This window comes from Brevibacillus sp. HB2.2 (assembly GCF_013284275.1).
Lineage (GTDB): Bacteria > Bacillota > Bacilli > Brevibacillales > Brevibacillaceae > Brevibacillus > Brevibacillus brevis_D.
On the sequence record NZ_JABSUV010000041.1, the window covers coordinates 23,314 to 46,788 of the forward strand.

Consider the following 23,475-nt stretch of genomic DNA (forward strand, 5'->3'; position numbering starts at 1 on the left):
ACCAAAGACATGTGCGGAATTATGGGATATATCGGGAACAGGGAAGCGCAGCCGATTCTTATCAATGGGCTGCGAAAGCTGGAATATAGGGGCTACGATTCCGCTGGCATTGCGATTTGTGACGGAGCAACGATCGGCATTCGCAAGGCAAAAGGCAGAATTGACGTACTGGAGAGCCAAACCCAAAAGTCCGGCTTGCAGGGCTCTATCGGTATTGGTCATACGCGCTGGGCGACACACGGACGACCATCTGACGAAAACTCTCATCCTCACTTTGATCAGTCTGGCAAGTTTTCGATCGTGCATAACGGCATTATCGAAAACTATCTGGATCTCAAGCAGGAGTTGATCGAAAAAGGTGTGACGTTTACTTCGGAGACGGACACGGAGGTCATCGTGCATCTTTTGGCGCAGGAATACGATAACAACCTGGTTGCGGCAGTGCAGAAGGTTGCTGGCAAAATTCGCGGAGCCTTTGCCCTCGGTGTGATGACGGAGCATGAGCCTGACAAGCTGATTGCGGTTCGTATGGCGAGCCCGTTGATTATCGGGGTAGGGGAGAATGAAAATTTCATTGGCTCTGATATCCCGGCGATCCTGGAGCATACGCGTGATGTGTACGTTTTGGAAGACGGAGACCTGGCGATTCTGACCAAAGATTCCGTTCACGTCATGCGTCTGGATACGACGGAGCCAATCGAGCGAGAGCTGGTGCGGATTGAGTGGGACAAGGAACAAGCGGAAAAAGACGGCTTTGCGCATTATATGCAAAAGGAAATTTACGAGCAGCCGCGTGCCCTGCGCAATACAATGACAGGCCGAATCGATACTACCGAGCAAAAGGTTATTTTCCCTACTCTTCAGTTATCAGAAGAGAGTGCCAAGCGTGTGGAGAAAATCTACATTGTCGCATGCGGTACCGCTTATCATGCAGGCTTGATAGGCAAGCATGTGATCGAGCGACTGGCACAAATTCCGGTAGAAGTAGATGTAGCGTCGGAGTTTCGTTACCGTCGCCCACTCTTTCAGCCCAATACGCTCACGATTGCCGTCAGTCAATCAGGGGAGACAGCAGATACATTGGCAGCCATGCGTGAAGCCAAACGAAATGGCTCAGCGGTACTCGCGATTACCAATGTAGTCGGAAGCTCGATTGCCCGTGACGCCGATGACGTGATTACGACAAATGCAGGTCCGGAGATCGCGGTTGCTTCTACGAAGGCATATACGTCGCAGCTGATTGCGTTTTACTTGCTTGGCATTTATTTGGCGCAAGCGAAGGGGACACTGGATGCTAACACCCGTGCCTCACTGCTTCAACAACTGACCGCACTCCCGGATCAAGTCGAGCATATTCTCGAACATGCGGATGAGATACGTCATTTCGCTGAATCGATCAAGGACGAGCAGCATCTGTTTTTCATTGGACGAGGACTCGACCATGCCGTATCGATGGAAGGCTCGCTCAAGCTGAAGGAAATCTCGTACATTCACTCGGAGGCGTATGCGGCAGGGGAGCTGAAGCACGGCACACTGGCGCTGATCGAAGAGGGAACGAGAGTCATCGCCTTGGCTACACAGGATGAGCTGCATGAGAAAATGATCAGTAATATTACAGAAGTAAAAGCCCGAGGAGCAAAGGTTCTCGGTATTACCTTAGATGGACATGTAGAGCTGCATCGCTCGGTTGATGATGTATGCCTGATTCCGCAGACAGATGCCTTGTTTACACCGGTGTTAGGTGTGATCCCCCTCCAGCTCATTTCCTATTACACTTCTGTTGCGCTCGGCAATGACGTAGATCGTCCACGAAATTTGGCCAAAAGTGTAACAGTTGAGTAAACACAAACGTCTGTCGTAAGAAAGGTAGAGACATTCAAATAAGGGGGAAAGATGAATGAACACCTCGAAGCGGACGTTGAATCAGGAGAAATTACTGGAGATTATGCTTCAGGCCTATCAGCTGGGCGTGCAGAGGAAAGACATTAATTTGAGCATGATGATTGACACACTGACCTATGAATTGAAACCATACTTCGATCAGCAAATCCAACAAGGTCAGCTTGCAAAAGGGGAGCTGACCAAGACGGAGGCGATAGGATGAACATACATGCAGTAGTACTCGCAGCAGGAAAAGGAACCAGAATGAAATCTTCGCTCTACAAGGTCATGCATCCAATCTGCGGGAAGCCGATGATTGAGCATGTCGTAGAAACATTGGAACCATTATCACTTCGGCATTTGGTCGTCGTTGTCGGTCACGGAGCCGAAGTGGTCAAAGAACAGCTGAAAAACCGTGTTCAGTATGCGTATCAACCGGAACAGCTAGGAACTGCTCATGCAGTTTGGATGAGCCATGAAATTCTCGGGGCGCAGGATGGCATAACGATTGTCATGAATGGCGATACACCGCTCGTACAAGAACAGACGCTGCGAAGCTTGCTCGAGTATCATCAGCTCAAACAAGCAGCAGCCACGGTTTTGACATCCATTGTGGACGAGCCTACAGGCTATGGCAGGATCATTCGCGACGAGAACGGCGATGTCCGGAAAATTATCGAGGAAAAAGACGCGACCTTGGGCCAAAAAAAGGTGAACGAGATCAGCACCGGAATCTTTTGCTTTGACAATCAAAAGCTGTTTTCGATGCTGCCGATGGTCTCAAACGAAAACGCGCAAGGGGAGTTTTACTTGCCGGACGTTCTGGGGCTATTGCAAGAGCAAGGTCATTTGGTAGCGGCGTTTGCAACGGATGATCCCGCAGAAGGCAATGGCGTCAATGATCGTGTGCAGCTCGCAGATTTGGAACAGCTGATGCGCAAGCGAATCAACGATTTTCATATGCGAAACGGAGTGACGATGATAGACCCGAGCTCGACGTACATCGATTCGGACGTAATGATCGGGCGTGATACAGTGCTCTATCCGGGAACCTGCCTTTTTGGCGACACACAGATCGGTGAAGGCTGCCAGATCGGTCCGAACGCGTTGGTCAAAAACAAGAGCATCGAGGATTACACGAGAATTCCGCCGTTTTCAGCGGTTGACGGTAGTACGTTTGGTGAGCGGGCTTTTGCTGGAGTGGGAGCGACGACACAGCAGTACGGTATCGACCAGCGCTGATGCAGGTACTTCGTCGATATAGCTGGCTTTGGATAGCATTGCTTCTTGTGACAGTGACTTCGATCATCATGCTGTCGTTGGCAAGCACCCGCTCCGCCCTGACAAAAGCAACCTGGATATGGGATGCCAAGCAAATGAAGACCCAAACCGATGAAATGATCGAGTTTGCCGAGAAAAATGACATCAACCTGATCTATCTTCACGTTGAACCAGCAGCAGTTGCGCCAGAGACGTATCGTACCTTCATTGAAAAAGCCAACCAGGCAGGCATCAAGGTAGAGGCGCTTGGCGGTGACCCAAATTGGGCGTTAACAGCGAATCGACAGAGTATCGACGATCTCATCTCCTGGGTGAAGGCGTTCAATCGAAGTGCCAAGCCAAATGAACAATTCTCGGGGATTCACGTCGATATCGAGCCGTATTTGTTGCCTGCATGGAAGGAAGACCAGGCAGAAATCGTCCGGCAATGGCTGAAGAATGTCAGTTATTTGGCAGCGGAGACGAAGAAGGATACGGATCTTGCTGTCGGTGCCGACTTGCCTTTTTGGATCGACTCCGTAAACGTTCCTGGCAGCGATGAAAAAGTGAGCAACTGGATGGTGCAGCGACTCGACAGTATTACATTAATGGCCTACCGCAATCAAGCCCTTGGGCAAAATGGGATCGTCGAAATCGTAGAAAAGATCGTCGATGATGCCAATGTACGCAAAAAAGGGTCGGTCATTGTTGGCGTCAACATCATGGAAACGATGGAAGGCGCTCATGTGAGCTTTTATGAAGAAGGCACAAAAGAGATGAATAACCAGTTGGCCATTTTACAGGAGGAGCTGTCAAACAATCCGGCGTTTGCGGGAAGTGCGATCCATGATTACGAGAGCTGGAAGCACGCAAGTCAACGAGAGGAGCAACTTTGACGAATGAAAGCTGCGCGCATCTATTTGAGTGTTCTCTGCCTGACGGTCGGCTTTCTGTTCGGCTTTTCCCCCGCGGAGAAGAAGAGTAAAGCAACGTGGATCTGGCAATCCGAAATGATCGGGAGAGAGAAACAAGAGATTCTCGATTTCTGCAAAAGGAACGATATTAATCTCGTCTACTTGCGAATCGAAATGAACAAGCCCTATGAATACTACCGCGATTTTATCCGCGAAGCGACAGAGATGGGAATCGAGGTACATGCGGTTGCTGGTCATCCCGCATGGGCACTCAAAAGCAATGAAAAGCGGATGATGAATATCGTCCACTGGGTAAAAAGCTACAACCGTGAAGCCCAGAAGAATGAGCGAATTCGCGGGATTCAGCTAGACATCGAGCCGTATCTCCTGCCGTTTTGGGAGAACGATCAGAAGCGGATTATTCGGGAATGGCAAGCCAATGTGCAGGCGTTCACAGCCGAGGTGTCAGAAGATGAGGAATTGGTTTCCAGTGCAGCCATTCCATTTTGGCTGGACGATATTCCTGTTCCGGGACAAGAAGACATGTCTCTGTCCAAATGGATGATAGGTCAGTTTGATACGGTATGTATCATGGCGTATCGTGACACACTGTCAGGTCAAAACGGCATCCTGAATTTGATTGATCAGGAAATGAAAGAAGCGGATGAATTAGAGAAGCGTGTCTTGGTTGCTGTGAATATGAAGCTGCTTGATGAAGACCACGCTTCTTTTGCAGAGGAAGGTCCGGCTCTCATGCAACAGCAATTAGAGCAATTACCTGCCCTTTTGGCACAGCATCCGTCCTTCTCTGGTGTCGCGATCCACGATTATCGCTACTGGAAGGAGGCGGCTCCATTGCCCCCGGCAACGAAGCAACGCTACAAAGGCACCTACATATGGCGTGCAGAATTGATTGACACGGAAAAGGAGGAAATTCTCTCCTTTGCAGAACAAAACGGGTTGAATCTCCTCTATGTGCGTCTAGATTTGGAGCAGCCGATTTCTTATTATCGCGATTTCGTGAAAGAGGCTCGTGAAGCGGGTATCGAGGTTCATGCGATGGGGGGCCATCCGATTTGGGCTCTGTCTGAAAGTCGGAGCAAGATCATGAAGCTCGTGAATTGGGTGAAAGCCTACAATGAGGCTGTCTCGACAGAAGAGCAGTTTCACGGCATTCACTTAGACATTGAGCCGTATGTCCTTCCTGTCTGGCGCGAGGATAAAGAGGCAGTTTTACGCCAATGGATGGGTAACATCGAAGCATTTGTCGAAGAGACCAAGAAAGAAACATCCTTGGAAGCAAGCGTCGATCTCGCCGCATGGCTGGACAAGACACCAACTCCGGGTCAGCCGGAATTGCCGTTTTCGCATTGGATGATCAAACAGCTTGATCATACGACCTTGATGGCCTTTCGCGATCGCGCTCCTGGCATCATTGGCTTGGTTGAAAATCAGATGAAGTACGCAGAGAGCCTCCAGAAAAAGCTGGTCGTCGCCGTGGAAACGAAAGAGAGTCACGAAGGGAACGGGATTACCTTTCACGAGGAAGGCATGGGCGAAATGGACCGGCAGCTGGATCTGGTGACAAAAGTGCTGGATCGATACTCCTCTTATTGGGGGCTCGCTATTCATGCCTATGACTACTGGAAAAACGGGAAAGAGTAAGCTGCCATCATTGTTGTACAATAGAAGAAAACGAGTGTCGGAAAGAGGAGAACAAGCCATGCGAGATGTGCAAAACCGACATCGAAATCTTCCGCCGCGTACACCGAAGATGTTGTACAACGTGGTGCGCAAGTTTTACCGTGGAGCAGTCAGTCATTTTGATCTGATTCAGGAGAAAAAGCAGGAAGCACGTGCAGCCTTGGAAACGGGTGACCATGACAAAATCCGTGCAGCTGTACACACGTTATTTTTGGAGTTCCATTTTTATGTGACCTGCTGGCTCCAGATTGAGCTTGCCCTGTATCGGCTGGCGCGTCAGGATGAACGGCTTGCGCAAGTGATGGAAAACTATCGACCATTGTTGGAAAAGCATGTAGCGGTACGGCAACTGCTGGATCAGACAGAGGCGTGTGTGGAGGCGCAGTTTCAACCAACCGGGGATGGATGGTCCTGCGTGCAGAAGGATGCCTACGTGTTTGGCAGCATCATTTTTACAGTGGATGAACAGAGTTTGCAAGATTTGCACGCCGTGTATCAGGCGATTTGGGAAAAGGTAGATCGCTGAACGGTCTCCCATAATAAAAAGCGTGACCGTCGCGATGGATGGTCACGCTTTTCTCGTTTAGAATGTGCCAGGGAAAATGGAGCCTGTGTGAGGAGCCATTTGGCCTGGGGTGTTCAATTGTTGAACCTCTTGCGTATTCGTGCCTGCAAAGCCAGGAGAGAAAATTGCTTGTGCTCCTGCGCCAGCCTGATTGCTGTACCCCTGATTGGCATATGCCTGTGGTTGCAGCTGAGATTGTTGTAACTGAGATTGTTGTAACTGACCTTGCTGCCCATACATGCCATAGCCAGTGTTATTCAACTGGCGAACTTCCTGGACATTGGTATTGGCAAAGCCAGGCGAAAAAATACTGCCAGTCATCGCTGGCGGATAGGCTGCTTGATTCGTATAGCCAGCTTGTCCACCGTAGCCGCCATAGCCAACTTGATTGCGGGCTTGAACCTCTTGAACATTCGTGCCGGCAAAGCCTGGAGAGAAAATGGAGCCTTGTCCAACCGATTGCTGATAAGAAGGCTGTGCTTGTATGTAGCCAGCTTGCTGGCCTTGTGCATAGCCAGTGGATTGGTTTTGCAACGAGTGAAGTGCTGGATTTTGAGCATAGCCGAAATGCTGTTGCTGTTGTTGTTGTGGATAGCCAGTGTTATTTAGTTGTCTCACTTCTTGGACATTCGTATTTGCAAAACCTGGGGAGAAAATCGCTTGTGCCCCACCGGAGGACATCCCCAATGAAGGAGTTCCGATGGATTGGGCATGACCGCCGTGGTTCCAATGTTGTACTTCTTGTACGTTTGTTCCGGCGAAGCCTGGTTGGAACATCGAACCTGCAGGGCCTACTGCTCCAAAAAATTGCGGTTGTTGCTGGGATTGCATCATATTGTTATTTGTGTAGGTCATGGTTAAGACCACCTCCATGGAGTATTTTTTCCAAGGTTGATCAGGTCATGCATTTAAAACGAAAAAAACATGCCGGAGTCTAGACGGCATGTTCCTTTAAATCAAAATGTGAGACTTGCCTCATTGTTCAGTGCTACTCGCACATGCAGCCAGCATGCCAATTCACTTATTGCGGTAGCGTTTATCTACAACCAGGAAGGATTGACCCATTATGAGCCAACAGCCTGGGGGTCAATCGCGTCAGCCAGTCGTCCTTGGGTGACGCGCCGTTCCCCTTCCTGACGGGCAAATCGCACCAAGGTCGTCTGTGAATCAGCTAGTGCTGTTCGACTCCCTTATCCTGCGGCACTCCCTCGCTTGCTTTGCAAGTGGGAGACATGCTGTGCGTAGTGGATCAAATTCGCTAACGACAATCGTCGAATCGATGGTTCATCGAATTTCTCCGGCTTTGCATTTGCTTCAAAGAGCCATAGCTTTCCTTCTTCTGTCAAGCCAAGGTCCATCGACATCTCAGCCAAATCCGTCCATTCTGCATTTAATGATCGTGCGATGGCGAGCGCCGTATCGTGAATGTGTCTTTCCATTTGCTCGTGATTATTATGAAACAGGGCTTGCATAACGGTTGATAACGAGTGGATCGATCCGCCGCGTGGCACATGTGTAGTGATGCTTTGCGAGCCAGACCTTCTGATGCCAACTCCGGTTACACTCCACTCACCCTCACCATCTTTTTGTACGAGGACGCGCACATCAAAAGGTTTGCCGTTGTAGCGGGCACGACGGATGCCTTGCTGCATGATGTACTTCTGCTGTTTGACATGAAGTCTAATATGCTTCCATACGTCATTCAAATTGGAAAAGCGGCGAGTAATGGCCTTATGCTCCTTTAACCGTTGCAGGAACCACTTATCGTTTTTGAAATCAATGCGCATGATTCCCTGACCAGCTTTGCCGCGCACGGGTTTCAAGTAGACAAAGCGATGTTCGGTGCAAAAGCTTCGAAAGCGAGCCAAGGTATCCAGCTGTTTCGTCTCCGGTAGAAAAGCTTGCACTTCCAGGTGGGACTCAAGCATCGTAAACAGCTGTTGCTTGTCAAAAAAGCTGCGATTAAACAATGTGACATTTGGCATCTCATGGATGCGGTTCAATGTTCTTCGGACTTCAGGACGCCGTTCTGCTTTTCTCGTCGGAATTCGGTTGTAAACCACATGGGGGAAAGGCAGAATCACCTCTTGCCACGAGTTTAGACGATTGTTGTACAAATAGCCGCGCACTTTTTTCTTCTCCCAATTGATTCCTTGTGGAGTGAATACATATACGAGTGCACCCCATTGCTTTCCCGATTGAGAAATATCCTTGAAGTTCTCGCGATTTCCTAAAAATGTTGCCCCTTCACCAACGGTCAATATGCCAAATAATGGTCCAAGCTTCAGGGAGTCGTCCGCCATTTTCCAGTTAATGCGTGTACGAATACGGCTTGCTTGCACGCGGGGCAAACCAGCGTATATCCGTTTCGTATGAGAAAAGGGACCGAGACTGGCGACCAGTGGCTTTGGCGAGCGTTTAAGGACTAGCCGAGGTAACTGTACGAACCATCTACCGCTAGGGAGGATCGTCAGCCACCCGGAGCGCTGCTGAAGCATGGTGTTCCTCCTTCCTGAAAAACGGTACAGATCGCGTGCGACTAGAAATTGGCCAAGTAACAGCTATAATCGACGAGCAACTTGCGTGATTCCTGATCAGCCTGCTTGAGACGGGCGTGCTTGAATATAGAACGGCCAGGCTTGGAATTCGCTTCGAACATCCAGACATGGCCTTGTGTATCAATTCCCATATCCAGCCCCAATTCTCCTAAATCAATCCCTTTTGCCAGTTCAATTGCGGTAGCGAGTCGGATTGACGCGTCAGAAATGCGCTGAGTCATGAGGGGTTTTTGTTTGCCAAACAGGTGCTGCAACAGGTCATCGCCAGGGATAACAGTTCCACCTGTGCGTACATGGGTAGTTACGCTGCCGGAACCAGCAACCTTCGCTGCCGTGCAGGAGACGACCCATTCGTTTTGTTGATTTTTATGCAAGTGAACACGGAAATCAAACGGTCGTCCATGGAATGTCATGAGCGAAATGCCCTGTTGTGCCAGATACGCACTGACGCGGCGACTACGGAAGACATGCTGATAAAGGCTGGACAGCTTGGAGAATTGTTTTTTTACATTGCCGCTGCCTGTATGATAGGAGGCAGTAAAGCCACCGCCTGCCTGGCGAACAACTTTGACAATGCCGTACCCGAGACTTCCATTTTTGGGCTTCAAATAAACGATAGGGTATTTACGCAGCAAGTCTCGAACCGTTGTAAGGGAAGGAGAGGTATAAGTCTCCGGGATATGCTCATTCACTTCTGGATTCGGATACAGCAGTTGGTGCACGCCCCATTTGTTGAAAAAGCCCTGATTGAACATCGGTAAATTGGGGTAACTGGCGAGTCGATACTTGAATTCCTGAACGGCTTCATGTTTTTCTGCTGAACGAGAGGGAATACGATCATAGACGACATCGGGCATGGCGGTAACATGCTTTTTCCAAAAGTAGCTGCCTGATTTGTTTCTGCGCAAAAACCACGCTTTGACCGTATTCGATTCCCAGTCTACATCGGTTGGGGAAAATATATAGTAGAAAACGCCTTTCCCTTCTTGTGCCTGTAACAAATTTTGAAAAAACGAGGTGCGTGAGCCAATTGGCTGCTTGGGATCTCGTCTGATGCCAGTCGTAACGATCCCGATTGAAGGACCGATCCGGAGCGCGGAACCCTCTAGTTTGAGCTGGATCAAGCCAGGGTGAGGAATGCCCAGCTCTGATTGCAATAGCGTCGTCACTTTTATGACATTCGCATCCGGATAGCGTTTGTCTTGTAAGACAGTTGCGACTACTTCCTTTTTACCCAGCAAGACTTTAATTTTCTGGCGTTGCCGTAGCTGTAGTTTTTGGAAGAGACTAGCTGGCAGAATAATCCCACTGATACGGGGGTTGGAAAGGAAGCGAAGCCGCATTCTGAACGTTTCCATGCTTTAACCTCCTACACGCTCTTTCATGAGATAGTGGGCGTAGCGAACAGGCTGAGTAATCGAATGTAGTTGTGCAGTTGGGTCGTCAATCATTCGAAAAACTGTTCGCCCTGGTCTGCTGTTTACCTCGATGATCCAAACATTACCTGCGGTGTCGATGCCAATATCGATTCCCAGCTCAACGAGTCTGCCGTGTGACTCTTCCAAAAAACGGGGAAGTTCTTCCGCCACTCGGTTGATTGTTTGCTCGATGCGTGCCGCTTTTGCGGATTTGAAGTGAAGGGGCAGGAAAGAGGCCAGAGGTGTTGCTTTCCCTCCTCCGTGCAAATTGGAGGTGATGCTGCGTTTGTCTCCCAGGCGCACAGCTTTGCCAGTTGTCGCCCATTTACCTAGTCCGTTTTTTTGAACCAGAACACGGACATCAAATGGGGTACCATCCGGGGTATGCAACTCCAAATAGGGCTGTACCAGGAACTTGCGGCCGGCTGTAAAGACAGACACAAAACTTTTTAATCCGGCAGTGTCACGAATTCGCCTGGTGAAAGGTTGATTGTCCCGGTTTCGTCCAGAAGCTTCATAGCCACTGCGTACTTCTTTGATTCTCACGACGCCAATACCGTGAGTTCCGGCCATTGGTTTGATGATGGCTGCCCCGTATTTTTCCAGGGTTGCCTGAAGCACAGGATATGAGAATATTTCAGTAGGTGGTAGCAGCGGGGCGAGAAGAGGAGACTTAGCGAGCATCTGGTGCACCTGCCATTTTCCAGACAGACCATGCCCCAAAAACGTAATGTTGCGATCGTTTTGCAACTTTTCCACAAATGGTTTATAGTGGCGATAAGATGGGCCCACAAAGCAACGATCATAGATAAAGGCTGGGATTGGGAATTCTTTCGCGTGCCAGGACCCATTGCGATATTCGAAGCCTTTTACCATACGGGTGGAAAAGTTAACCTGACGTGGTGAAAAAACGAAGACACGTATGCCGTGCTTGCGTCCATAGAGCGTAAGCTTTTTATAGTACCCTTTGTCTACAAAGTGGGAGCCTTGGCACCGGGCCATGATGCCAAGACTTCTCTCGGATGCTGTCATATAGGTCACCTTCGCCTGTTATTGTTGCGCTTCGGTTTTCTTTTTATGGGCTTTTGTGGTTGAATGGTCCGGGGAAAACCACTTAGAAAGGCGGAATAATCCAGCATGCGAACGACAGAAGGGCGAGCGCGCCGAGGCAGCTCTTCGGCACCCTCAGGCAACGGAACTGTTTTGGCTGACTTGGATGGCTTACTGTTGACCTCCAATAGCCACACCCGTCCATGGACATCGACTCCCAAATCAATTCCGAATTCTCCGTAATGCCCAGGCAGTGATTCTTCTAAAAGGATCGCGAGCTTAAGTGCTACTGTGTGTAACGTTTGAGGGGATGGTCGTATCGTGCTCGCCCGTGGTCCACATACTCGCAGCGCCTGAAGGGGAGTCATCATTTGCCCACCTCTGGATATATTGGAAACAATGCTGTTTAATCCCAGGCGAGCGACCATGGAAGTGACGGACCATTCGCCTTTTCGGTCTTTTTGTACCAATACACGAAAGTCTGTCGGTCGTCCTTGGATGCCGATTAACGGTAACCCTTGCTGCAGCAAATAGGATGTGCCTTTTGTCCTTTTTTGCAAATACTGATGTAAGCCCTGAATGCTAGCAAATGATTTGCGCAATCCTCCGGGGAACGCGAGCTGGTATCCTCCGGGTGAACTGCGAACTCGAATGATCCCGCGCCCCATGCTGCCGTTAGCTGGTTTAGCATAAATCGTGCGATAGGTAGATAGCATTTGTCGCAGGTCTTCTTGATTCAAATAACGAACCATGCTGGGAAGATGCTCGGAGGCTGTCGGTTGATTCTCGAGAGCGGCGTGAACATGCCACTTATTCAAAAAACGCTCGTTAAAAAAGGGAATGGAAGCTTCCTTGCAGCGTTGAACCCAATTGGCCATCTGTTCACTTCGTTCGCGTTGGCGGGACACGAGTCGGTTGTAAATGCATTGTGGAAGCGGAAGTAAGGTTTGTCTCCAAACGCCTCCTTTTCTAACGAGGCCGCGCACGGTTCCTGCATCCCAGTTGACATCCTGAAGCCGAAATGCGCAAAGGATCCCTCCGCGTTTACGGGTGATATCGGACATCTCGTGAAAGAAATTGTTTAGGTGTCCAAACGGTCCTTGCGAGGACGCTGCATTGTAGTTTGAAACAAGAACACCTACATACGGTCCGAAAACGATTGTTTTCTGATTCGTATCATAACGAACTAAGAGTGGAACGCCTTTGGGTAGATAGAGTGATTGAGCTAAAGAGGGTCGAATGAAGGTTTTGCCCGAGGCTTTGCCTCCCCGTTCCCAACTGCCTACGCGTGCGGAAACGGTTTTGTTCCCAAATTGGACCGTAATGGTGGACGGTGTTGAAAGATTCCATTTGCGCAAGTGCGCCTGGGGCAGGTAAAGGTCTACTTCCGATATTATCTCGTTTTCGACAACGATTGTTGGAACGTAGGACATGAGTATCCCCTTCCCATCAGGCAAAGTTAGTCTATGGTATGAGCATCCAAAACGTTTGGTGCCATGTAGAGAAGAGAGGTTGTTAGGATTTATGAACGCTTGGATAGTATTAGTGAACATTGCAGTAGGCTCTGTCATCGGTGGAGTGACGAATGAGTTAGCCATCCGAATGCTGTTTAAACCAGTAAAACCGTGGTATATAGGCAGGTGGAAAGTGCCTTTTACTCCGGGATTGATCCCAAGAAGACGGGACGATATTGCGATACAAATGGGCAGACTCGTTGAAGAACATTTGCTGACGACAGAGGGGGTCAAGCGTGCGCTGAACCAGAGTGGTTTGGAGAGTACACTGACAGGATGGATGAACACCATCGCTCGCGATTGGATGACAGATGAGCGTAGTCTACGTCAAGCATTGCTCACAGTGATGCCACAGTTATTTAAGGAAGATGGAACGTGGAGTGAGGGTGTCCGCGCGCCTATCGAGGCGAAATGGGGTACCTTTGTCGAACAGGTTCTAGCACAATATGAAGAGAAAAAACTGCGAGAGTTGGTTACGGACAACGGACGCGAGCGTCTGGATGCTGCACTTGGCAGTGTGAGCGAACTGCTCTTAAAACGTTTCCGTGAATATTTGCATTCCCCGGAAGGTCAGCAAACCTTGCAAAACATGGTTCGCGGATTGCTCGGCGGAGGCGGAGGCATGTTTGGCGGCTTGGTCGGGATGTTTCTTGGGGATGACAAGATTTTGAGCAAGATTCTCCCGTATCTCGATGAGCTTTTGCAGAGCAGGGAGCTTTCGGAACGCGTGCACTACTTTTTGCATAAGGAAGCGGACAAGCTCTTGGACAAAAATGTGGGCGAAGTGGTTGCCTGGATTGGGCGAGATCAAGTGGACGATTGGGCGCGAAAGCTTTTTGCCAAGTTGGAGGAGCAAAGCCTGCGTATCGTGGACGAGCCTCTGTCTCGTTTGACGGCGCCTATTTCTGAGACGGTGACAACGGAACTCGTTCCCCGTTTGGCCAAGTGGATGGTGGACACGCTGCAACAAAATATAGAGAGAATATTTTCGCGCCTGACCATCCGGGATATTGTTACCCGGCAAGTAGAGGGTTTCCCGATTGAAAGAATTGAAGAGATGGTAGTCGGAATCTCTGGCAAGGAATTCCGCATGATCACCGTGCTTGGATTTATTCTTGGCGGGATTATTGGGCTTGTCCAAGGTATATTGGCAAATTTGGTTAGTTAAACAAAACTGAAAAGAAACTGTAACTGTGTTGTAATAATCCTGTAATATTCCTTGGGTATGATAAAAGCACGATGAAAACCCCCTTAATGATATACTTTCTGGTCGGTAGCTTTCGAAAAGCTACCCTTTTTTTTTGCCCCGCCTTCGGGTATATTGGTCGAAGGAGCGCACGTACATGGAACGGGTGGGAGAAAAGGAAGGGGGAATAGCAATATGGCAACGAAGCATGAACAAATCTTGCAACATATTGATCGCCTTCCGATCGGTTCGAAGATTTCCGTGCGGCAGATCGCGAAAGACCTGGATGTGAGTGAAGGGACTGCATACCGCGCGATCAAGGAAGCGGAAACGCAAGGATACGTCAGCACGATTGAGCGTGTCGGTACGGTGAGAATCGAGAAGAAGCAGAAGGAAAATATTGAACGTTTGACCTTTGCGGAGGTTGTGAACATCGTCGATGGTCATGTGCAGGCTGGGCGTGAAGGCTTACACAAGACCTTGAATAAATTTGTAATAGGAGCCATGCAGCTCGAAGCCATGATGCGTTATATCGATGCGGGGAGTCTCTTGATTGTCGGTAACCGCTATCAGGCACATAAAATCGCTTTGCAGCAAGGGGCTGCTGTATTAATTACCGGAGGATTCGATACAAGCGAGGAAATCAAGCAGCTTGCTGACCGCTTAGCGCTGCCAATCATCTCCTCCAGCTATGACTCCTTTACGGTTGCTTCGATGATTAACCGAGCCATTTACGATCGCCTGATCAAAAAAGAAATCGTAATGGTAGAGGATATTTTGAAGCCGCTTGCAGAAACGCCTGTCTTATTGACATCCGATTCTGTTGCCAAGTGGCACCAGTATACAGAGCTGTATCAGGACACGAGATTCCCCGTTGTTGACGAGCAGATGCGCCTGATCGGGATTGTTACTTCCAAAGACATCATCGGTCATGAGGAGACGGCCATAATCGACAAGGTCATGACGAAGAACCCGATCACGACCTCGCCACGGGTATCCGTAGCGTCATCTGCGCACACCATGGTGTGGGAAGGAATCGAGCTATTGCCTGTCGTAGACAATCATCGCAAGCTCGTAGGGGTCTTGAGCCGCAACGACGTGTTAAAAGCGCTGCAATTTACAGCGAAGCAACCACAGATGAGTGAGACGTTCCCGAATCTGATCATGTCCCATTTCCGTGAGGAGCGACAGGCAGATGAGATGGTCTACCTGGGTGATGTGAGCCCACAAATGACCAACCATCTCGGTACGATTGCCAGCGGAATCATGACGACGGTCATGGTCGAGGCTGCTTGTAACCTGTTGCGCCACCATCGTCGAGGAGACATGGTACCGGAAAATATCACTGTCTATTTCCTAAAGCCAGTCCAGATGGAAAGCCATATCGAAGTAAAGCCGCGCCTATTAGACATCAGCCGCCGCTTCGGAAAAGTCGAAGTATCCGTATTCCACGGCGATCAGCTCGTGGGGCAGGCCATGATTACTGCGCAAATTATTGAGCGTTAAAGGAACAGTCTCTTTATGACTGTTCTTTTTTGTTTGGAAAAGTGGCTGTAGTGGGGAGAAGAAGCGCATTTCCAGTCTACGCTTCGACCTCCGCCCCGCAAGGGGTGAAGACTGTCCGCTTCGGAATAAATGGCGGGAGCGCTTCAAACGTTGAGGTTTCGAGGAAGTATTCCATAGGTGAAGCTGAAATTCCCCGCCATTCATTTCTACGCTGAGATGGGCTCCAGAGGCGCTTGGACTGGAAATACGCTTCTTCTACGCAGCTTTGGTAAAAAAGCATCTTTTTAGTTCATTCATGAAGTTAAAAACTTCCTTGATTCACTAACAGTACAAGTTCCAACAAAGACAATAGTCGATTCAAGGAAAAAGGAGAAATAAGCGAGGCTCTTTGGGACACCAGCCGAGGCGCAGTGGAAAAAGGGAAACACGCCTTTAAGCGTCCACCTCTGAACATGCTCCCTGGGGAGGACTACTTTGGACGCGGTTTCCCTTTTTCCACGGAGACGTGCAGGAATGACCCCATGCAGGGGGCCCAAGAAGCTCGAGCGTTTTCTCCTTTTTCCGCTGCCACCAACAGCAACGGTTAAGGGTATATTAAACGCCCTAGAATTGACAGGAAAAGCAATGCAACTTATCATCTAATTAGAACATCATCTAATTGAAACGAATAAACAAAGAAAGGAGCACCCCATTTTGCAATTAGACCAACTCGTCACCTTTTACAAAGCACTCGGAGACCCGACGCGCGTACGCATTCTCGCGATTTTAGCAAACGGCCCCCTGCATGGACAGGCGTTGGCAGGCAAGCTCGGCGTGACACCTCCCACCATCACCCACCATATGGCAAAGCTTCGAGAAGCAGGTGTCGTTTACGAGCGTCGTGATAAAAACACTATCTATTTCTATTTGCATGATGCAAATGTAAAACGACAATCGCAGGCAATCGTGAATGTCATGGAAAAAGCAAAGGATACGTCAGTAGAGGAGTTATTTGCAGAAGACACCTTACATGTTCAGAGGAGGCACCAGATGGCAGCTGAAAAAATGCAGGTTATTCGCAGCTTCATTACTCCAGATGGCAAGCTGAAACAAATCCCGTCCCAGCGTAAGAAAAAGCTGATCGTCTTTGAATACATGGTGCGCGGTTTAGAAAAAGGGCGCAAGTACAAAGAACCGGAGATCAACGAGTATATCCGTCAGTTCCATGAGGATTACGCTACGATTCGCCGGGAATTCATTATGAATCATTATATGTATCGAGAAGAGGGGATCTACGAGCTGAACCCAGAGGAAATGTGGGCAAAAGCTGAGGACCTGCAATAATGGGAATTGTTTCCTCCTGACTTGAACAGAAAAAAGGACAACCTTCGGCACTGCCGCTCAGGTTGTCGAAGCAATAGAATGTCACACAAATTCATTATAGCGAGAGCTCTAGCAAGTTTGTATGATAAACAGCTGGGAATAGAGGAAAAGTATTTCCAGTCATCCTTTCCCAAAAATGAAAAAGGCATGCGGAACGTAAAGCTGTTCCCATGCCTTTTTTTATACCCCTTTTTTCAATTCTGCCTGCCAAGCCGTACGATAACGGAAATAATTGCGAGTTCCCAAAAATAAATTCATAACCCCTACAATCAGCATGATCAACGCAACGACAATGCGGAGCGTATCGAGAGAATCAAAAGTAAACTGATTGATACCGAACAAAGAGACGAGTATCCCCAATGACACATTCATTTTCCCCAGCAACATACGCGATTCAAGCGGATGGATGCCTCGTCTGCGCGCATGGATACTATAGTAGACACTGGCAACTAGGGAAGCGAGAACACCGGTCATATAAAAGGCAGACCACATAGATGGATTCATCCTTTCTAGCCATTCTGGTATTACCCATCCTACCAAAATCAGGGGATAACGGTCAAATATAGGCAGGAACGTTTGTTCTTATCGTCCGTATACGTTATACTTCCGGTATAATGTAAGGGAGAAAGTTTCAATCGTGAAAAGTGAGAGGGGTAATATCATGACCTCCTTTGTCCATTTGCATGTTCATACGGAGTATAGTCTGCTGGATGGAGCAGCACGTATCGATACGCTAGTGAAGCGAGCCAGCGAATTGGGCATGCATGCACTGGCAATGACAGACCATGCCAATTTGTACGGGGCAATCCCGTTTTATAAAGCTTGTCTGGAGGCAGGCATCCGACCGATTATCGGGATGGAATTATACGTAATAGATGGGAATCTTCAAGATCGCGTGCGAAATGCACCGCCGCCTAGTCATCTGATCGTTCTCGCTGAAAATGAAACGGGTTACCGCAATCTCCTGAGGTTGGCAACAATCGCAAATACAGATGGCAACTATATCCTTCCGCGTCTCAACAAAGAGGTGTTGGCAAAGCATACGGACGGCCTCATTGCACTGAGCGGCTGTCAGCAAGGGGAAGTAGCCAAGCTGTTACTGGCTGGAGAAGCGGACACTGCCAAAGAAGCAGCCCTTCGGTATCAGCGAATGTTTGGTGATCAGCATTTTTATTTGGAACTGGCTGATCACGGATTGGAAGTGGAGCGCAGGCTGAATACTCGTCTCGTGAAACTAAGCCAGGAGACGGGGATTCCGCTGATTGCGACCAACAACGTTCACTACATCCACAGAGAGGATCACCAGCAGCATGATATCTTGTTGGCGATCAAAGAAGGCAAGACCATTGGCGAAGAAAACCGTTTTCGTTACGAGACGGATCAGTACTATCTGAAAAGCGCTGAGGAAATGGCGGCGCTCTTTGCTTTTGCTCCACAGGCGTTAGCGAATACGGTAGCTGTTGCAGACAGGTGCAAGCTAGACCTTACCTTTGGCGCGCATATTTTGCCGGAATTTCCCTTGGCAGAGGGACAAGATTCGACGCAGTATTTGCGTGAACTGTGTGAAATGGGCTGTCTGGAGCGATACGGTGAGATTACGCCGGAGGCACAAGCGCGTCTGGATCACGAGCTGGCGATCATTACAGGGACGGGCTTCACCGATTACTTCCTGATTGTTTGGGATTTCATGCGGTACGCTCACGAAAACGGGATACCAACTGGACCTGGACGAGGTTCTGCGGCAGGTAGTCTGGTCGCGTACGTTTTGAAAATCACGAATGTCGATCCCCTTCGCTTTCAGTTGCTCTTTGAACGCTTTCTCAACCCGGAGCGGGTGACGATGCCCGATATTGATATCGATTTTTCCGTAGAGCGCCGTGACGAAGTCATTCACTATGTAGCGAGCAAGTACGGTCATGATCGCGTCGCCCAGATCATTACCTTTGGTACGATGGCAGCTCGTGCAGCAGTGCGTGATGTTGGGCGGGCGCTAGGCTTGTCTTTGGGCATCGTAGATCGCGTTGCCAAAATGATTCCGCAATCGCCAGGCATGACGATTGAACGAGCCATGCAGATCAACCCGGATATCGGCAAGCTATGCGCGGAAAACAAACAGGCAGCGCAACTGATCGAAACGGCAAGGGGTGTAGAAGGTTTGCCGCGTCACGCCTCTACGCATGCGGCGGGTGTTGTCATTTCGCGTGAACCGCTGACGAATTACGTCCCATTACAGACGGGTAATGAAGGCTTGGCGCTTACTCAATACCCGATGGAAATTCTCGAAGAAGTCGGTCTGTTGAAGATGGACTTCCTCGGCTTGCGCAATTTGACAATCATTCAGGAGACGTTGCGTCATTTGCAGGAGCAGGGAATATCGCTTGATCTGGATAAGCTGCCGACAGACGATGAGAAAACGTTTCGTATGCTCTCCCGTGGGGAGACAACCGGCATTTTTCAACTGGAATCCTCTGGGATGCGCAATGTGCTGCGAGATTTGAAGCCGAGCAGCCTTGATGACATTATTGCGGTTCTCGCATTGTATCGTCCGGGGCCGATGGAGATCATCCCGCAGTATATCGCCGCCAAGCACGGGACTAGCAAAGTACAGTACGCTCATCCTGTTCTCGAGCCGATTTTGCGGGAGACACACGGCTTTATGATTTATCAGGAGCAAATCATGCAGATTTCCTCGACACTGGCAGGCTTCAGTCTTGGGGAGGCAGATATTCTACGCCGAGCGGTCGGGAAAAAGAAACGGGAGCTATTGGCGGAGCAGCGGGAGAAGTTCGTGGCTGGTTGCGTCCGGCAAGGGTACGGAGATGAGCTGGGCAATCAAGTTTACGATTTGATCGTGCGCTTTGCCGATTACGGCTTCAACAAAGCCCACTCGGTTGCTTATGCAATCATCGCCTATCAGATGGCTTATTTGAAAGCAACTTATCCGCTTGCGTTCATGGCAGCGCTGCTCTCCTTGTCCATTGGCAGCCAAACGAGAATTGCCGAATACACGGAGGAAGCGCGGCGACTGCAGCTTATCGTACTCGGACCTGACGTGAATAAGAGCTTGGCCTACTTTACAGTGGAGCAGGATGCGATTCGATTTGGTTTGGCCGCAGTGAAAAACGTCGGCTACGGTGCCATTGAATCGATCGTGAAAGAGCGAAAAGGCAGACCGTATCGTGACGTCTTCGATTTTTGTGCGCGCGTGGATGCACGGTTAGTCAATCGCAGAGTAGTAGAGTCGCTCACTTTATGCGGCGCGCTGGACTCGTTGCCAGGACATCGCAGTCAGCTTTTGCTGTTGCTGGATGAAGCGGTAGGGAAGGCAAACAGCAAGAGAATCGAGCGTGACGCCAACCAGCTCAATCTTTTTGCGGGAGAAGAAGATGCGGCACCTTTGCGGGAGCCAGCAGAATATCCCGAGGTACCGCCACTCTCACATACGCAGCAATTAAAAGAGGAGCGGGATTTGATCGGGGTATACATCTCCGGTCATCCACTTGATCAGTTTGCCCATGTCGCAAGTCGCCCAGAAGTAACAGTGATCTCTTCGTTGGGGGATGTGCCGCGCGACAAGACGGTAAAAGTATTTGGAATGATAACGGAAGCTAGACGCATTCAAACGAAAAAAGGGGACCCGATGGCATTTATTACGCTAGAGGACAAAACGGCACCAGTAGAGCTGGTCGTTTTCCCGCAGGTGTATGCGAAGTATGCGCCATTGCTCGAGCGCGAACAAATCATCGTGGCAGAAGCCCGAGTCGATCACCAGGAAGACATGGTCAAGCTCTTGGCTTCCCGTGTCTGGGATGCACAAACGCTGCCGCAGCCGAAGTCTGAGACTGTATTGTTTGTCAAAATATCGGCAGAGCAAGAGCACGATTCGACGCTGCAAAAACTTTCACGCTTGTTTGTCGAAAAAAAAGGAACGATTCCCGTTATCCTTTTCTACGAAGGAAAAAGACAGACAATTCGCCTCCCAGAAGCAAATTGGGTAGACGTAGATGAGTCATTTTTGGAGCAAGCGCGAGAAATTGTGGGGCCTGACAGCGTAATTCGGAAAGAAATGCCTATAAATTGGGGAGGATGAGGAATGTCCTCCCTTTTTCGCCGTTTTCGGCAGGTTTACAGGAGAACAGATTTTTATTATATTGAGAGCATAACTCAATGAGTGGTCAGACCACTTGGAATAACCCAGGCATTTTTACTGCCTACAAGCCATCATAGAAACTATTATCGTGAAATGGAGTGGGATCTCATGTCCAACCTGAGAGAAGAAGCACTGGAGCTTCACAGAAAACATCAAGGAAAATTGGAGGCAGTGACCAAGGTACCCGTTCGCAATGCTTACGATCTGAGTCTTGCCTATTCTCCAGGGGTTGCTGAACCTTGCAAAGATATCTTTGATGACAAGTCCAAAGTTTACGATTACACGATGAAAGGCAATCTGGTTGCAGTAGTCAGCGACGGTACTGCTGTGCTGGGTCTCGGAAACATTGGACCAGAAGCCGCAATGCCGGTTATGGAAGGGAAAGCAGTTTTGTTTAAATCCTTCGCAGGCGTAGATGCATTCCCGATCTGCTTGAATACAACAGATGTAGATAAAATCGTAGAGACAGTAAAACTGCTCGAGCCTACTTTTGGTGGCGTGAACTTGGAAGATATCGCGGCTCCTGCATGCTTCGAAATCGAAGAGCGTTTGAAGCGCGAAACAAACATCCCGATTTTCCACGATGACCAACACGGTACAGCGATCGTTACAGCTGCAGGTCTGATCAATGCACTGCGCGTGGTTGACAAAAAGCTGGAAGATATCCGCGTAGTAGCGAACGGTGCAGGTGCAGCTGGTATCGCAATCATGAAACTTTTGATTTCCATGGGTGTGAAAGAAGTGATCATGGTTGATACAAAAGGGATCGTGTACGAAGGCCGTCCATTCGGTATGAACCCAGTGAAGGAACAAATGGCAAAAATTACAAATCGCAGCATGCTGCAAGGTGACCTGGCTGATGCCATGAAGGGCGCTGACGTATTCGTCGGTGTATCCGTAGCTGGTGCTGTTACACAGGACATGGTTCGTTCGATGAACCGCGATCCAATCATTTTCGCTATGGCAAACCCAGTACCAGAAATCATGCCGCAAGAGGCAAAAGAAGCAGGTGCGGCAGTAATCGGTACAGGCCGTTCCGACTTCCCGAACCAAGTAAACAACGTACTGGCATTCCCGGGAATCTTCCGTGGCGCTCTGGATGTACGTGCAACGGAGATCAACGAAGAAATGAAGCTGGCTGCTGTATATGCAATCGCAGACCTGATCACGCCAGAAGAGCTTACTGCGGATAAAGTAATTCCTTCCGCATTCGATCCACGTGTAGCGCCAAACGTAGCTGCGGCAGTAGCAAAAGCAGCGATGGAAACGGGTGTAGCTCGCATCACAGTTGATCCGGAAGAAGTAAAACAAAAAACGATGAAATTGACAGCTATCTCTTACCAAGAAGCGTAAAATACTCTTTATCGAGGCACCGATGACACCCTCCGCGAAAAAACGTAGGTATTTTACAAATGTGGAGGGTGCTCCTCGTTGAAGGTACGAGTAAGGAGGATAATCGTGCTCGACTCTTCCCAAGATCGAAAGGTTTACGAAGGAATTCTCCTGCAACTTCATGAAATCATTCAGGAGCAAAACTTGCGGCCCGGGGACAAGCTGCCATCTGAGCGGGAGCTGTCCGAGCAACTGGGAGCGGGACGTTCCTCTGTACGCGAGGCTCTTCGGGCTCTGGAGCTGCTCGGACTCATTGAGACGCGTCGCGGGGAAGGCACCTTCCTCAAGCATTACCGACACAATAGGCTGATCGATATTCTTGGCTTTTTTATCCTACGGGATACGAAAACCAAGAAGGACTTGATCGAAATGCGGCGAATGCTAGAGCTGGATGCTGTCCGCCTAGCCTGTAGACGGGCGACTGACAAGCATTTTGATGAAATGGAACGCATCCTGGCCATTGCAGAGGAAAGAGTAGCAAGAGGCGAGGTACCTGCGGAGGAAGACTATCAGTTTCATCGTGTCATATGTCGCTCCAGCCGCAACTCGATTCTGCATCGCATCTGGACGCCTTTGGTTGAGTACAGCAACAGTATTCGTATTGAATCACTGTCGCGCGAAGGTAGAGCGAGTGCAGCACTCGTAGAGCATCGACAGATTATGGAAGCCATTCGCAAAGGCGATGTAAACGTGGCATTAGAGAGAATGAAAAAGCATTTGGAGAACAGTAAGCTATAGTTTTCCCCTAATTTGCGAGGGGCGCTGGCGCTGTGATATGATGATGCAGACCTGTATTGGACGATTGAGGAGGAAGCCAGCATGTGGACGGTCATCTACATCGCTCCTAGCGCTAGAATTGCAGAACGGATACAGCAACGTTTGACAGATGAAGGATTTTTGGTAAAAATTCGCGAAGGCAAGGTCTCCAAGCAATACGAGATTCTCGTGCCTGAGAGCGAACTAAACGAAGTCCGGGATGTACTCGGCACGATCCTTCACTGAAGAGAAAGGTGGG

The 23,475-nt window shown here is 49.4% G+C and carries 19 protein-coding genes; 13 read left to right on the top strand and 6 right to left on the bottom strand.

The window, feature by feature from the left end; translation table 11 throughout:
* The first annotated feature begins 9 nt into the window (after positions 1 to 9).
* The 6 genes from glmS to HP401_RS33735 are packed head-to-tail and all read left to right on the top strand — an operon-like array spanning position 10 to position 6,285.
* The gene (glmS, locus tag HP401_RS33710) at positions 10 to 1,842 is read left to right on the top strand and encodes a glutamine--fructose-6-phosphate transaminase (isomerizing) (RefSeq protein ID WP_173606842.1); all 1,833 of its coding nucleotides are present in this window, start codon (positions 10 to 12) and stop codon (positions 1,840 to 1,842) included.
* Between the two features lie 55 nt (positions 1,843 to 1,897).
* A complete protein-coding gene (locus HP401_RS33715) occupies positions 1,898 to 2,104 on the top strand; it encodes a hypothetical protein (protein WP_012685087.1) in 207 nt (68 codons plus the stop codon).
* Positions 2,101 to 3,123 carry a sugar phosphate nucleotidyltransferase gene (locus tag HP401_RS33720; RefSeq protein ID WP_087344669.1) on the top strand — a complete coding sequence of 341 codons (1,023 nt, stop codon included), beginning with the start codon at positions 2,101 to 2,103 and terminating at the stop codon, positions 3,121 to 3,123. Before HP401_RS33715 ends, HP401_RS33720 begins: the two co-directional genes overlap by 4 nt.
* Positions 3,124 to 3,170: 47 nt before the next feature.
* On the top strand, positions 3,171 to 4,037 hold the full coding sequence (locus tag HP401_RS33725; RefSeq protein WP_309145158.1) for a hypothetical protein: 867 nt from the start codon (positions 3,171 to 3,173) through the stop codon (positions 4,035 to 4,037).
* 3 nt (positions 4,038 to 4,040) lie between these two features.
* Positions 4,041 to 5,720, top strand: coding sequence for a hypothetical protein (locus HP401_RS33730; protein ID WP_173606844.1), 1,680 nt, complete (start codon positions 4,041 to 4,043; stop codon positions 5,718 to 5,720).
* A 58-nt stretch (positions 5,721 to 5,778) separates the two neighbouring features.
* Positions 5,779 to 6,285 carry a hypothetical protein gene (locus HP401_RS33735; RefSeq protein ID WP_173606845.1) on the top strand — a complete coding sequence of 169 codons (507 nt, stop codon included), beginning with the start codon at positions 5,779 to 5,781 and terminating at the stop codon, positions 6,283 to 6,285.
* Between the two features lie 57 nt (positions 6,286 to 6,342).
* Here the strand turns inward: HP401_RS33735 and HP401_RS33740 are convergent, their stop codons facing one another.
* The 5 genes from HP401_RS33740 to HP401_RS33760 all read right to left on the bottom strand — a co-directional run bounded on the left by HP401_RS33740 (position 6,343) and on the right by HP401_RS33760 (position 12,783).
* Positions 6,343 to 7,179 carry a hypothetical protein gene (locus tag HP401_RS33740; RefSeq protein ID WP_173606846.1) on the bottom strand — a complete coding sequence of 279 codons (837 nt, stop codon included), beginning with the start codon at positions 7,177 to 7,179 and terminating at the stop codon, positions 6,343 to 6,345.
* Positions 7,180 to 7,514: 335 nt separating this feature from the next.
* Complete coding sequence (locus HP401_RS33745; protein WP_173606847.1) at positions 7,515 to 8,822, bottom strand: YheC/YheD family endospore coat-associated protein; 1,308 nt, start codon at positions 8,820 to 8,822, stop codon at positions 7,515 to 7,517.
* Positions 8,823 to 8,863: 41 nt separating this feature from the next.
* Positions 8,864 to 10,240, bottom strand: coding sequence for a YheC/YheD family endospore coat-associated protein (locus HP401_RS33750; protein ID WP_064202475.1), 1,377 nt, complete (start codon positions 10,238 to 10,240; stop codon positions 8,864 to 8,866).
* 3 nt (positions 10,241 to 10,243) lie between these two features.
* On the bottom strand, positions 10,244 to 11,332 hold the full coding sequence (locus HP401_RS33755) for a YheC/YheD family endospore coat-associated protein (RefSeq protein ID WP_173606848.1): 1,089 nt from the start codon (positions 11,330 to 11,332) through the stop codon (positions 10,244 to 10,246).
* Between the two features lie 5 nt (positions 11,333 to 11,337).
* Positions 11,338 to 12,783 (bottom strand): YheC/YheD family endospore coat-associated protein, encoded by a 1,446-nt coding sequence (locus HP401_RS33760; protein WP_173606849.1) that lies wholly within the window; start codon positions 12,781 to 12,783, stop codon positions 11,338 to 11,340.
* Between the two features lie 91 nt (positions 12,784 to 12,874).
* Here HP401_RS33760 and HP401_RS33765 point away from each other — a divergent pair, with 91 nt between their 5' ends.
* The 3 genes from HP401_RS33765 to HP401_RS33775 all read left to right on the top strand — a co-directional run bounded on the left by HP401_RS33765 (position 12,875) and on the right by HP401_RS33775 (position 16,879).
* Entirely contained in the window at positions 12,875 to 14,032 is a 1,158-nt protein-coding gene (locus HP401_RS33765) for a DUF445 domain-containing protein (protein ID WP_173606850.1), read from the top strand.
* Positions 14,033 to 14,245: 213 nt separating this feature from the next.
* Positions 14,246 to 15,556 (top strand): DRTGG domain-containing protein, encoded by a 1,311-nt coding sequence (locus tag HP401_RS33770; RefSeq protein WP_012685098.1) that lies wholly within the window; start codon positions 14,246 to 14,248, stop codon positions 15,554 to 15,556.
* Positions 15,557 to 16,249: 693 nt separating this feature from the next.
* Entirely contained in the window at positions 16,250 to 16,879 is a 630-nt protein-coding gene (locus HP401_RS33775; protein ID WP_172140983.1) for a DUF2087 domain-containing protein, read from the top strand.
* Between the two features lie 219 nt (positions 16,880 to 17,098).
* Here the strand turns inward: HP401_RS33775 and HP401_RS33780 are convergent, their stop codons facing one another.
* Positions 17,099 to 17,410, bottom strand: a complete 312-nt coding sequence (locus HP401_RS33780; RefSeq protein ID WP_012685102.1) for a YtpI family protein — start codon at positions 17,408 to 17,410, stop codon at positions 17,099 to 17,101.
* A gap of 169 nt (positions 17,411 to 17,579) precedes the next feature.
* Between HP401_RS33780 and HP401_RS33785 the strand changes: the two genes are divergently transcribed.
* The 4 genes from HP401_RS33785 (at position 17,580) to HP401_RS33800 (ending at position 23,462) form a co-directional block, all read left to right on the top strand.
* A complete protein-coding gene (locus tag HP401_RS33785) occupies positions 17,580 to 21,008 on the top strand; it encodes a DNA polymerase III subunit alpha (RefSeq protein WP_173606851.1) in 3,429 nt (1,142 codons plus the stop codon).
* Positions 21,009 to 21,176: 168 nt separating this feature from the next.
* On the top strand, positions 21,177 to 22,421 hold the full coding sequence (gene ystJ, locus HP401_RS33790) for an NADP-dependent malic enzyme (RefSeq protein WP_012685104.1): 1,245 nt from the start codon (positions 21,177 to 21,179) through the stop codon (positions 22,419 to 22,421).
* A 105-nt stretch (positions 22,422 to 22,526) separates the two neighbouring features.
* Complete coding sequence (locus HP401_RS33795) at positions 22,527 to 23,198, top strand: FadR/GntR family transcriptional regulator (protein ID WP_173606852.1); 672 nt, start codon at positions 22,527 to 22,529, stop codon at positions 23,196 to 23,198.
* A gap of 81 nt (positions 23,199 to 23,279) precedes the next feature.
* A complete protein-coding gene (locus tag HP401_RS33800; protein WP_012685106.1) occupies positions 23,280 to 23,462 on the top strand; it encodes a hypothetical protein in 183 nt (60 codons plus the stop codon).
* Positions 23,463 to 23,475: the final 13 nt, after the last annotated feature.